The organism is Ruegeria sp. YTSC230 (assembly GCF_059609665.1).
Genome location: NZ_JBXWMC010000007.1, coordinates 156,994 through 169,214, shown reverse-complemented (window position 1 = coordinate 169,214; position 12,221 = coordinate 156,994). Strand labels below are relative to the sequence as shown.

The window sequence follows — 12,221 nt, the reverse complement described above, 5'->3', positions numbered from 1 at the left end:
ACAGAGACCGAGAGGCGACGCGGTGATTAGTATCGTTGAGAGAAAAGGACCATACGCACTCAAAGACTGTGGAACCCGTTTCTGCGGCCCCGCCAGTGTCGATGTGCGAGCATGAGTAATTTTTCCTCAAACGAATACTGGACCAATCGTTACGCGCAGGGCAAAAACTCTGGCGCTGGGTCTTATGGCCGGTTGGCGGTTTACAAGGCCAATTTCATCAACACCCTAGTCGAAGTTGAAGACGTACAATCGGTTGTCGAATTGGGCAGTGGCGATGGCAATCAGGCAAGCCTTTTTGATATCCCTCAATTCACAGGTCTGGATATCTCGGAAGACTGCGTGCGCAAGTGTAATGCCCAATTCAGCGAGCGTTCAGGCTGGACGTTTCTTCCGGCAGATGCGGAGGTCGAGCCGCACGACGCTGCATTGTCTCTGGACGTCATTTATCATCTGGTCGAAGACGAAGTTTTTGAGGCCTATATGCACCGGCTGTTTTCTTTGGCAAAACGGTTTGTGGTGATTTATTCGTCCGATTTCGTCTTTGACCCAAACAACGCTCATGTGCGCCATCGCGAGTATTCGAACTGGGTCGCAGACCGGTTCTCAAATTGGAAGATGTATTGCGGTGAGACAAACCCGTTCAATCGGGACGGCCACGGCAATTCCCGCAGATACAGTTTCGCTTCGTTTAAAGTTTTCGAAAGGTTGAGTGATGGCGGTTAGAGCACATATGGCCTCGTACCCTTTACGAGAAAAAATGTTGCTGCAGGCGGTGCGCTCGATCCTTGATCAAGTCGATATGCTACACTTGTGCATGAACGACTGGAAAGAGGTTCCGTCGGAATACCAGGATCATCCCAGGGTATCTGCATTTGTGCCCGAGGAAGATCAAAAAGACGTCGGCAAGTTTGTAACGACCCCAGATCCAGATGATATCGTTTTTTTGGTCGACGACGATTTGATCTACAGCGATGATTATGTTCAGCGCATGGTCAAATGCCTGGGAAACCACGACGCTGACAAAGTGGTCATCGGCACGCATGGGTCCACTTATTCCAGTACGGCTCCGGAAAACGTTCATCAAAGAACGGCAATTAAATTCGGCCAGCCGCTGCAAAACATGCAGCGTGTGGACCAACTGGGAACAGGTGCATTGGTTGCCCTTGGCCGTAACATTGCGCCTTACGAGTACATGAAAACCAGCCAAAAATTCGTCGATGTGCGTTATGCGCGTTGGTTGTATGAAAACGGCATTGAAAGCTGGGTCATCGATCGCGAGGACTGGGGATTTGTCCGGCGCGTGCCCACCGAAGGTGAGCACGAAACAATCTTCAAGACCTTTACCAGAAAGACGCCCCAAGCGGTATTGGATGAAATTGCGGTTTTTGCCGCGCGTGTGCAGGTGACGCGTTAACGGACGACCGCATCTAGGCCAGTTCAGACAACGCGCGTTTCAGGTCGCCGGATATTCGGTGCGGTCTGCGTTCAACCGCAAAGTCGAGACAGGCCTGACGTTTTTCGGCCAGTTCCTCATCGGACATGCTGAGCACACGCATCATCATGCGGATTAAGCCTCTTGGGTTCTGCGCGGGATAGAGCAGATCATGACAGGCCTCTGGTGTGGTATGCTTGTGCGCATCAATGTCGGGGCCGATAATTGGCAAGCCAAAGGTCTGCGCCAGCATTGCCGTTCCCGAGGTAAAAGTGGTCGTCGACGGCAGCATGTATGCATGCACATTTGAGAACACTTGGGCTATTTCGGAATCAGGAATTCGATCAGGAATAACCGTAGTATTTCGGTTTGATCGCATGCGGCGCATCAGGCGGCGGCCGGACGGATACACCCGCCCGACGACTGATACCTGAAAGTCGTGCCCGCGATTGGTCATTTTTTTTGCGGCATCTTCCAACCGTTCCAATTCACGGCTGCCCCGCATTGTTCCAAAGCTTAAGAAATGGGTGCGCTCGCGCAGGGGAAGAGGGCGTTTCAACGTTTGCTCTGACGGCTCGTAAACACCAAGATAACTCGGATGCGGAATGAGGCGCAGTTTTTCCGGGTCAGTGCCATATTCATCAATCATATGCTGCCGGGCATGGGGCGTGTGAACGTGAATCAGGTCGACAATTTCCGCCAATTCCCGGCGGTTATTGCGGAAATAATCTGTCTTGCCACCTTCGGAATGCGCGAACTGATTGTGAATGGTCCAGATCACGCGCCCGCCATTGGCCTGGTATTGTCTCATGCCGTCACAGGTAGAACGAAAATCAGAAGCCTGCGCTTCCGTTTCCGGCTTGGGGAACAACCGGTCGTCCCAATGAATATGAATGATGCTTTGATCGGGTTGAAAATCAGCCCTTGCAAACGCGGACAAAGGAGCGCTTCTGGAAGCAATCAAGCAGAACTCTGGCTTACAGGCCGAATACAGCATGTTCTGGTAGGGGTTCTTATTGCCGTAAGGTATGTTGACAACATTAATCGGCATTCACTGTCCTGAACTCAACTCGTTTCTTCAGCGGCACGATCCTTGTGCGCCGCGGGGATTTTGTGGTGAACTTGCCCAATTTTCTTGGGTGTTTTCAAGGTTAAAAGGTTGGCTTTCCGGCCTGCCGAGTATATCTATACGCAGGATTTTAGCGAGGTCGGAAATGGTACAACTCACCCTGCCAAAGAACTCTCGGATTACCACAGGTAAAACTTGGCCAAAGCCTGAAGGAGCGGCCAATGTTCGTAAGTTTCAGATCTATCGCTGGAACCCGGATGACGGTCAAAATCCACGTGTAGACACCTATTTTGTCGATATGGACAGCTGCGGCCCGATGGTTCTGGACGCGCTGATCAAGATCAAGAATGAAATCGACCCGACGCTGACCTTCCGCCGGTCCTGCCGCGAAGGTATCTGCGGTTCCTGCGCGATGAATATCGACGGGATCAACACGCTGGCCTGTATCTACGGCATGGATGAAATCAAGGGTGACGTTAAGATTTATCCGCTGCCGCATATGCCGGTCGTCAAGGACTTGATCCCCGATTTGACCCATTTCTACGCGCAACATGCCAGCATCATGCCGTGGCTGGAAACCAAGACCAACCGCCCGGCGAAAGAGTGGAAGCAATCCATTGAGGATCGCAAGAAACTGGATGGGCTGTATGAATGCGTGATGTGCGCCAGCTGCTCAACCTCATGCCCCAGCTATTGGTGGAACGGGGATCGCTACCTTGGGCCCGCTGCGCTTTTGCATGCGTATCGCTGGATCATCGACAGCCGTGACGAAGCCACTGGTGAACGTTTGGATGAGTTGGAAGACCCGTTCAAGCTGTATCGCTGCCACACGATCATGAATTGCGCCAAGACCTGTCCGAAGGGTCTGAACCCGGCCAAGGCGATTGCTGAAATCAAAAAGATGATGGTTGACCGCGCAGTTTGAACACAGCCGAAAGAAATTATGAAACCCGGGATGGTAACTTCCCGGGTTTTTTCGTGTTCTGCGAGTATTGAAAATTCGGAGAACATCAATGACTCAAACACTTACTAAGGTTTTGTCTGTCGCCGCGATCACGGCTCTTTCGGCCTGTGGCGGATCGAGCAGCAATCGGGCGGATATTGTATTCAAGCAAGTGGAATGCGCCGGGCAGGCGGGGATTAGTGGTTCGTTTACGACGCAATATGAACTGCAGGGTGGCAAGCAGGCTGAAGTATTTGTTCCAGGTGATGGCGTAAGCGAGGCTCAGGCCGCTAAAGCGAATGCCTGCATGGCGGCGTAACAGGAATCAAGCCTAGGGCTGGCAGATGCAAATGCCAGCCTTAGTTGCGTTCAGGGCATACCGAAGCTGCAAAAAGATGCGGTGAATCTGTCGGCGCGTCTGTCTATTTTTCAATCAGGGAGGAGTGACCGAGTTAGAACAGGATCTCTCCGATGGAAGAAAAACAGAACACAAAATCAGAGGCTTTAAAAACGTTGGAACAAGCGTGGTCATATTACACTCCAGAACCTGTGAAACCCGTAAATGACCGCATCCCAGATTTGTTCGAATACGCTAACGCGGCCTGAACCGACAACTGTGGGCTTGCCACTAGTGGGAAAAATGGGCCATGCATTGGCATGCCCATATTGCTTCTTATTCTGGCAGGCGGAGTATTTGCCTATTTCCTGTGGCGCTCGCGCACCTCATCCTTGAGCCGGGACTGCCGCTGGCGGCAGCACCGTAAAGAAGGCGTTTGGGTGTGTGCATTCTGTGGCGCGCAGCAGCAGGGAGGCGACGCTCCAACTCAATGCCTGAAGGGTCAATAGCAGCATAAGCAGGGCGGCTTCCCACCCTGCATGTTTGCATTTACGCCGCCGGAAATGCCGCCTGTAGTGCGATTTCAACCATGTCGCCAAAACTGCTTTCGCGATCAGCTGAGGGCAAAGCTTCGCCGGTCAGCAAGTGGTCGGAAACGGTTAGAACAGCCAACGCCCGGCATTTGTGGCGCGCGGCCAGAATGTACAACTCAGCAGCTTCCATCTCGACCCCGAGAATACCGTGCCGCACCATCTGTTCGTTCAGATCTGGGCGTTCGTCATAGAAAACGTCCGACGAGTAGATGCCACCAACATGGGTTGGCGTGCCTTTGGCCGCTGCTGCCTGAGCCGCCGCCTGAAGCAGCCCCCAATCGGCGCAGGGTGCAAAGTTCAGCTCTTTCATGATGCCGCGCGACGGTGAGCTAAGCGTGGTTGAGGTCATCGCAAGGATCACATCGCGGACATTCACGCTGTCCTGCATTCCCCCGCAGGAGCCAATGCGGATCAGCGTTTTGGCCCCGTAGTCCCGGATCAATTCGTTGACGTAAATCGACAAGGACGGCATGCCCATACCGCTGCCCTGAATGGTGACAGGGTTGCCTTTCCAGCTTCCGCTAAAGCCCAGCATACCGCGAACGTCATTTACTTGCTTCACATCGTCCAAAAACGTTTCGGCCGCCCATTTTGCGCGATAAGGATCGCCAGGCAAAAGAACCGTTTCTGCGATGTCGCCTTTTTTGGCTCCAATATGAATGGTCATTTTGGGATCAGTTCCAATTAGATATTAGATTTCCAGATCCGAGATATCCGCCCCGGATTTCAATGCGTCATGAAGCCATTGCGGTTTTCGGCCGCGACCCGACCATGTTTGTTTTGGATCTGCAGGATTTCTGTATTTTGCTTTCGCAATTTTTCCGGAAGCCGGGTTGTCTTTTGCCAACTCTGACAATGAGAATCCAAATTCTGCTGCGGCTTTTTCAGCGGCTTTTAACGCTTCTTTCCGTTCGCGCTTTTCTGCGTCGATTAGTGCTTTTTCGACCTTTTCGCGCAATTCGAGTAGTTCTTTACGCGACATTTTTTCCAGATTTGTCCCCGACATTCACCCTCTCCCAGGAGTTAGTCATTACCGCTGTCCCCGATGGCACACCGTAATTCCAAAGAAATAAATTATCTATCCCCTTTTGTTCAGGGGATAGAAGAGGAATTGGCGAAATTGGCAGATATTACTCAGCAGCGAGGGTTTGCGGATCTACCAGGGTGACGATATCGCCCATGATTGCATTCAGCTCAAAATTCTTGGGCGTATAGATCTTTGCGACGCCCATCGCAGTGAGCTTTGCGGCATCGTCATCGGGGATGATGCCACCAACAATCACCGGAATATGATCCAGCCCGGCCTCGCGCAGTCGGTTCATGACGTCCTGCACAAGCGGAATGTGGCTGCCGGAAAGAATTGACAGACCGATGACATGTGCGTCGTCATCCACTGCGGCAGTTACGATTTCCTCTGGCGTCAGGCGGATACCTTCGTAACTGATTTCCATACCGCAATCACGTGCGCGGAATGCGATCTGTTCCGCACCGTTCGAATGACCGTCCAGGCCGGGTTTTCCGACCAGGAATTTCAGGCGACGGCCAAGCTTGTCGCTGACCGCATCCACTGCGGCCCGCAGATCTTCCAAGCCCTCTGTTTTGTTCGAGACCGAGCCCGAAACGCCCGTGGGCCCACGATAGGTACCGTAGACTTTGCGCATTTCTTCGGCCCACTCACCGGTGGTTACACCAGCCTTGGCAGCTGCGATTGAGGGCTCCATGACGTTGGTGCCGTTTTGCGCCGCTTCGCGTAGCGCGGCCAGAGCCGCCGCGACAGCTGTGTCATCGCGATCTTGCCGCCATTCATTCAGGCGCGCGATTTGTTCTTGTTCGACTGCGGGATCAACGACCATGATGCCGCCATCTTTGGTCTGCAGGGGCGAGGGTTCGCCTTCGATCCACTTGTTCACACCGACAACGACAGTTTCGTTCCGTTCAATGCGGTTCAGGCGTTCAGCGTTTGAATCAACAAGCCGTGACTTCATGTATTCGATCGACGCAACCGCACCGCCCATCGAGTCCAGATTGGCCAGTTCGGCGCGTGCGCCCTCTTTCAATTCTTCAACCTTCGCGTCCACGGCGGGGTTGCCATCGAACAGGTCACCATATTCCAGAAGGTCGGTCTCATAGGCCAGAATCTGTTGCATCCGCATGGACCACTGCTGATCCCAGGGGCGGGGCAAGCCCAGTGCCTCGTTCCATGCAGGCAGCTGAACTGCGCGGGCGCGGGCCTTTTTCGAAAGAGTCACGGCCAGCATCTCGATCAGGATGCGGTAGACGTTGTTTTCAGGCTGCTGCTCGGTCAAACCGAGCGAGTTGACCTGAACGCCATACCGGAATCGGCGGAATTTCGGGTTCTCTACGCCGTAGCGGTCGCGCAGGATTTCGTCCCAAAGATCGACGAAAGCGCGCATTTTGCACATTTCAGTGACAAAGCGGATACCTGCGTTAACAAAGAACGAAATCCGTCCGCAAAGTGCCGGGAAATCCTCGGCGGGGACACGAGGGCGCAGTTCGTCCAGAACGGCGATGGCGGTGGCCAGCGCATAAGACAGCTCTTGCTCCGGTGTCGCGCCGGCTTCTTGCAGGTGATAGGAACACACGTTCATCGGGTTCCATTTCGGCACGTTGGTATAACAGTACTCGGCCACGTCAGCGATCATCTTGAGCGACGGTTTGGGCGGGCAGACATAGGTGCCGCGGCTCAGGTATTCCTTGATCAGGTCGTTTTGTACCGTGCCCTGCAGTTTGGAGATATCTGCGCCTTGTTCCTCGGCCACAGCGATGTAAAGCGCAAGCAGCCAAGGCGCTGTCGCGTTGATCGTCATCGAAGTGTTCATCTGTTCCAACGGAATCTGGTCGAACAGAACCCGCATATCGCCTAGGTGGCCGACGGGTACGCCAACCTTGCCCACTTCGCCGCGCGCGAGCGTATGATCGCTGTCATAACCGGTCTGCGTGGGCAGATCGAAGGCCACCGACAGGCCCGTCTGGCCTTTTGCCAGGTTCCCGCGATACAAGGCGTTCGACGCTTTGGCGGTGGAATGACCGGCATAGGTTCGGATGAGCCAGGGGCGATCTTTCTGCGTCTGCGTCATAGCTGGACCTCACGTATCGGTTGGGCAAGAAAATTACGTTCCTGGCCTCTAAAGCGCAATTTTCGGGACATGTCAATTCGCTGCGTCGCGGCATATTAGGTTCTTCAGATTGTAGGACGCAGCGTTTGGTGGCAGGGTGCACGCATGACTCAGACCGTGGAACTTCCGCTTTGGCTTTTTTTGCTGATCCTGGTGTTTGCCGTGGTCACTTTAGCATCACATTTTCTGTTCCCGTCGGTGCGGTGGTTTTTCAGGCGTCGACTCGAACGAGCGGTGAAACGATTGAACACGCGCCTGAAGCGGCCGATCCAGCCGTTCAAGTTGGCACACCGTCACGATATGATTCAGCGCCTGATCTATGACCCGCAGGTTGGTCAGGCCGTTCAGGATCACGCACGCGAAACGGGTGTCCCCGATGCTGTGGCGTTCGAGCAAGCGCAGCGATACGCGCGTGAGATCGTTCCCTCGTTTTCAGCCGTTGCCTATTTCAGCATTGCGATCCGTCTGGCTCGTTTGCTGAGCAATGCGTTCTATCATGTGCAGCTTAGCTATCAGGACGAAGACGCTGTCGAAAACATCGACCCCGACGCCACGGTGGTTTTCGTCATGAATCATCGCAGCAATATGGACTATGTGCTCGTTACCTACCTCGCAGCGCAACATTCGGCCCTTTCTTATGCGGTGGGTGAATGGGCCCGTGTCTGGCCCCTTAGCCGTCTGATCCGTGCGATGGGGGCTTATTTTATCCGGCGAAAGTCCGGCAATGATCTCTATCGTCAGGTGTTGTCCTGTTATGTGCGCCACGCAACCGCGGCAGGAGTGACGCAGGCCATGTTCCCCGAAGGTGGGTTAAGTCTGACTGGTGCCCTGGGTCGTCCAAAGCTGGGTTTGCTCAAATATATTATTGACGGGACCTCGGAAGAGGGCCGCGATGTTGTATTCGTCCCCGTGGCGCTGAACTATGATCGTGTGCTCGAAGATACTGTTCTGACGCGTGCCGCATTAGGCAATGAACGACGGTTTCGCGCGCGGATCGGTGTAATCACCAGATGGATCCTCAAACAACTCTGGCGGCGCGTGATCGGGCGCTACAAACGATTTGGCCTAGCCTCGGTCCGATATGGTCAGCCCGTTTCCTTGCGGGCGTTTCGGGCAGATCATCAGCGCGATCTGATGACCGATTTGGCGCGTGACCTGATGACGCGACTCCGCGCTGCCATCCCGCTGGTCCCGGTACCCGCCGCGTGTTGGCTAATGCAAAAGCATAAAGAGATGTCGGAGGCCGATGCCGTTCAGGTGATTGTCGAGCTCATGCGTCGCAATGGAATGACGGACCAAGAGAACCAGACATCGGTTGAAGCCGCGATTGATCAGTTGGTCGAACGGCGAATTCTCAGGCGCAGTGACGGAAAAATATGCCTGTCCGGTCAAAGGGTTGATCTTCTGGAGTATTATGCAGCCTCGGTTCCGATGGGACCAGACGAGGGAAATGCTGCAGATGCGAAAGAAATTTCTGCATCCGCTGGGTCATAAAGTTACAAAACGGCACCGATTTCGGTTGCATTATTTCCTAAAGGCCAATATTCCATCGGTTAATGCACGCGATTCTGCATCGCGGCAAAGGTTTAGAACTGAAGGAGGCCAACATGGCTCTGGACACCGACAGCGGCATCGCGTCGTACGAGGCACCGGAAAAAGACCTCTATGAGATGGGTGAAATCCCTCCGATGGGTTTTGTGCCCAAGAAAATGTATGCATGGGCGATCCGCAAGGAGCGCCACGGCGACCCGGACACCGCGATGATTCAGGAAGTCGTAGACGTCCCCGTGCTGGACAGTCACGAAGTGCTGGTTCTGGTCATGGCTGCAGGCGTCAACTACAACGGCGTCTGGGCCTCGCTGGGCAAGCCGATCTCGCCTTTTGACGGCCATAAGGCACCTTATCACATTGCTGGTTCGGATGCGTCTGGCATCGTTTGGGCAGTTGGTTCAAAAGTCACCCGCTGGAAAGTCGGTGATGAAGTTGTCATCCACTGCAATCAGGATGACGGCGACGACGAGCATTGTAATGGTGGCGACCCGATGTATTCGGATAGCCAGCGGATTTGGGGCTATGAAACTCCGGACGGTTCGTTCGCGCAGTTCACAAATGTTCAGGCTCAACAGTTGATGCCGCGTCCCAAGCACCTGACTTGGGAAGAAAGCGCCTGCTATACGCTGACACTGGCAACCGCCTACCGGATGCTGTTCGGTCACGAGCCGCATGACTTGAAGCCGGGTCAGAACGTTCTGGTTTGGGGTGCGTCGGGTGGCCTGGGGTCTTATGCGATCCAGCTGATCAATACCGCAGGTGCAAACGCCATCGGTGTGATCTCGGACGAAAGCAAGCGCGACTTTGTGATGGGTCTGGGTGCCAAGGGCGTTCTGAACCGCAAGGACTTCAACTGCTGGGGTCAGCTGCCGACGGTCAACACACCCGAATATGCCGAGTGGTTCAAAGAGGCCCGCAAGTTCGGCAAAGCCATTTGGGACATCACCGGTAAAGGCAACAACGTCGACATGGTGTTCGAGCACCCCGGCGAAAGCACCTTCCCGGTTTCGACCTTCGTCGTTAAAAAAGGCGGTATGGTTGTAATCTGTGCAGGTACAACCGGCTATAACCTGACCTTTGACGTGCGCTACATGTGGATGCACCAGAAGCGTCTGCAGGGTTCGCACTTTGCTCACCTGAAACAGGCGGCCGCAGCAAACCAGCTGATGGTCGAGCGTCGATTGGATCCCTGCATGTCCGAAGTGTTCACCTGGAATGATCTGCCCGAGGCGCACATGAAGATGCTGCGGAACGAGCATAAGCCGGGCAACATGTCGGTGCTGGTTCAGGCTCCACAGACCGGGATGCGCACCTTGGAAGAGGTTCTGGCCGCACGCGACTAAGTTCGTCTCAGACAAAATCCAAAACACCCGCGAATCGGTTTTCCGGCTCGCGGGTGTTTCTCTTTTGGGCGGTGGTATCAGCCTTTTCAAAGGCTTAATCGAAAATGCCCCGCTGTTTTTGGGGAGTAGAAATCAGTGAATAGGCTAAAAAAACTTCCTCATGCTATGGTTGTGTTAACCCTTCGTTAACCGTTTCGGAGAGACGCTGATGGCGCAAAATGAGTGGATACTGGACGTACTGTCGGACCTCAGCGCCTTTGCTGTTGAAAACGGTTTGACCGCGCTTGCCGAGCAGTTGGATGACACCAAGCTGATCGCCGCAGCCGAAATCTCGTCCAGAAAGAATGAGGTTCGAGCACCCGCGGATGGCAACAAAACTCGATATGAGCCAGGTTCTGGAGGACTTGGAAAACACCAGCTCGCTTGACGAACTAAGCGAAGTCGCCATTCGCCTGCGGGACAGGCTGCAGATTGAAAACCTGATTTACCATTGGGTCGACGGGGCCGGTGATCAATACGGCTATACCACCTATCCCGACGTCTGGGCCGAACGGTACCGCGAGCGTAACTATCATAGAATCGATCCGGTCATACTGGGCAGTTTCCAACGGTTTCATCCGGTGGACTGGAAGACGCTGGATTGGTCGGGCAAGGTTGCCAAGACATTTTTGAAGGATGCATTAGAGCACGGCGTTGGCAATCAAGGTTATTCCATTCCGATCCGTGGGCCGAATGGTCAATTCGCCTTGTTTACTGTCAACCACACCTGTGATGATGAAACCTGGCAGAGATTCATCGAAACGCATGGGCGTGAGTTGATCCTGATCGCGCATTACTTCAACCGGAAGGCGCTGGAGTTTGAAAGTGACCGTCAGCCCGAATCTTCACGCGGATTGTCGCCGCGTGAAGTGGACGCCATGACCTTGCTCGCCCTGGGTTATAGCAGGGCACAGGTCGCTCATTCCTTGTCGATCTCGGAACACACGCTGAGGGTCTATATCGAAAGCGCACGCGCCAAGTTGGGTGCGCAAAACACAACTCATGCTATCGCAACGGCCTTGAGCCGAGGGTTAATAGTGGTTTAAGGCGCGCGCGCACTAAAAACCGGAAATTAACCACGACTTTGTACCCCCTTCGTTCTTGCACAGGACGACAAGGGGAAAAGAGTCATGTTGCGTTATGTCTATGCTGACGAATTGCACAAATATCCAAAACTGGCCGAGGGGATGTTTCGGGACCGCGCCGATCAATTCAAAACCCGGTTGGGCTGGGATGTTCATGTCAACGACAAGGGGGAAGAGCGGGATCAGTACGATGATCTGAACCCGATCTATGTTATTTGGGAAGAACCGGATGGCAGCCATGGTGGGTCCATGCGTGTTTTGCCGACGACCGGTTCGGTCATGGTGAACGAGGTGTTCGGACACCTGACGGGCGGCAAACCAATCAACAGCCCCTTGATCTGGGAAGTGACGCGCTTTTGCCTGTCGCGCACGGCAAGCCCGCACACGGCCGGGGCCATCATGCTTAGCGGTGGCGAGATGATGGAGGGGTTTGGTCTAACCCACATTGCGGGTGTTTTTGATGCGCGTATGATTCGCATCTATCGCCTGATCGGATCATCCCCGATCGTGCTGGGCACGGAAGGTAAGGGACGTGATCAAATCTCGGTCGGGATGTGGCCGTATTCGGCGGACGACTGCAACCGTGTGGCCAAGCGCGCAGGCATCCCGCGTGAATTGTCGCGGCTGTGGTTCAAGACGGCTTTCGGCGTTGGCAGGCAACACCCGTTTGCATTGTCAGCGTGACAGGATGA

13 protein-coding genes are annotated in these 12,221 nt (G+C 54.2%); 9 read left to right on the top strand and 4 right to left on the bottom strand.

All coding sequences use genetic code 11. The features are described 5' to 3' along the window. Nucleotides 1-111 precede the first annotated feature (111 nt). Both AC2FD9_RS15345 and AC2FD9_RS15340 read left to right on the top strand, forming a co-directional pair. Nucleotides 112-723: a class I SAM-dependent methyltransferase gene (locus tag AC2FD9_RS15345; protein ID WP_496837674.1), complete on the top strand. Its 612-nt coding sequence runs from the start codon at nt 112-114 to the stop codon at nt 721-723. Nucleotides 724-874: 151 nt separating this feature from the next. Beyond that, on the top strand, nt 875-1,414 hold the full coding sequence (locus tag AC2FD9_RS15340; RefSeq protein ID WP_496837672.1) for a hypothetical protein: 540 nt from the start codon (nt 875-877) through the stop codon (nt 1,412-1,414). 13 nt (nt 1,415-1,427) lie between these two features. On the opposite strand, the gene AC2FD9_RS15335 is transcribed toward AC2FD9_RS15340, so the two are convergent. Then, complete coding sequence (locus tag AC2FD9_RS15335) at nt 1,428-2,483, bottom strand: glycosyltransferase family 4 protein (protein ID WP_496837670.1); 1,056 nt, start codon at nt 2,481-2,483, stop codon at nt 1,428-1,430. Between the two features lie 163 nt (nt 2,484-2,646). Between AC2FD9_RS15335 and AC2FD9_RS15330 the strand changes: the two genes are divergently transcribed. Continuing rightward, a complete protein-coding gene (locus AC2FD9_RS15330; protein ID WP_058273522.1) occupies nt 2,647-3,426 on the top strand; it encodes a succinate dehydrogenase iron-sulfur subunit in 780 nt (259 codons plus the stop codon). Nucleotides 3,427-3,514: 88 nt separating this feature from the next. After that, nucleotides 3,515-3,763, top strand: a complete 249-nt coding sequence (locus tag AC2FD9_RS15325; RefSeq protein WP_058278778.1) for a hypothetical protein — start codon at nt 3,515-3,517, stop codon at nt 3,761-3,763. Between the two features lie 567 nt (nt 3,764-4,330). Here the strand turns inward: AC2FD9_RS15325 and deoD are convergent. From deoD to AC2FD9_RS15310, 3 genes are all read right to left on the bottom strand, one after another. Further along, on the bottom strand, nt 4,331-5,041 hold the full coding sequence (deoD, locus tag AC2FD9_RS15320; protein ID WP_496837667.1) for a purine-nucleoside phosphorylase: 711 nt from the start codon (nt 5,039-5,041) through the stop codon (nt 4,331-4,333). A gap of 24 nt (nt 5,042-5,065) precedes the next feature. After that, complete coding sequence (locus AC2FD9_RS15315; RefSeq protein ID WP_058273520.1) at nt 5,066-5,380, bottom strand: H-NS histone family protein; 315 nt, start codon at nt 5,378-5,380, stop codon at nt 5,066-5,068. A gap of 124 nt (nt 5,381-5,504) precedes the next feature. Further along, nucleotides 5,505-7,472: a methylmalonyl-CoA mutase family protein gene (locus AC2FD9_RS15310; protein ID WP_496837665.1), complete on the bottom strand. Its 1,968-nt coding sequence runs from the start codon at nt 7,470-7,472 to the stop codon at nt 5,505-5,507. A 144-nt stretch (nt 7,473-7,616) separates the two neighbouring features. On the opposite strand from AC2FD9_RS15310, the gene AC2FD9_RS15305 reads away from it, so the two are divergent. The 5 genes from AC2FD9_RS15305 (at nt 7,617) to AC2FD9_RS15285 (ending at nt 12,213) form a co-directional block, all read left to right on the top strand. After that, nucleotides 7,617-9,005: a 1-acyl-sn-glycerol-3-phosphate acyltransferase gene (locus tag AC2FD9_RS15305; RefSeq protein ID WP_496698784.1), complete on the top strand. Its 1,389-nt coding sequence runs from the start codon at nt 7,617-7,619 to the stop codon at nt 9,003-9,005. Between the two features lie 113 nt (nt 9,006-9,118). Beyond that, nucleotides 9,119-10,405 carry a crotonyl-CoA carboxylase/reductase gene (ccrA, locus tag AC2FD9_RS15300; RefSeq protein ID WP_058273680.1) on the top strand — a complete coding sequence of 429 codons (1,287 nt, stop codon included), beginning with the start codon at nt 9,119-9,121 and terminating at the stop codon, nt 10,403-10,405. Nucleotides 10,406-10,613: 208 nt separating this feature from the next. Then, a complete protein-coding gene (locus AC2FD9_RS15295) occupies nt 10,614-10,832 on the top strand; it encodes a hypothetical protein (protein ID WP_058278773.1) in 219 nt (72 codons plus the stop codon). Next, nucleotides 10,771-11,490 carry a helix-turn-helix transcriptional regulator gene (locus AC2FD9_RS15290; RefSeq protein ID WP_282169795.1) on the top strand — a complete coding sequence of 240 codons (720 nt, stop codon included), beginning with the start codon at nt 10,771-10,773 and terminating at the stop codon, nt 11,488-11,490. The genes AC2FD9_RS15295 and AC2FD9_RS15290 overlap by 62 nt, the downstream gene beginning before the upstream one ends. 84 nt (nt 11,491-11,574) lie before the next feature. Then, nucleotides 11,575-12,213 (top strand): acyl-homoserine-lactone synthase, encoded by a 639-nt coding sequence (locus tag AC2FD9_RS15285; RefSeq protein ID WP_496722975.1) that lies wholly within the window; start codon nt 11,575-11,577, stop codon nt 12,211-12,213. Nucleotides 12,214-12,221: the final 8 nt, after the last annotated feature.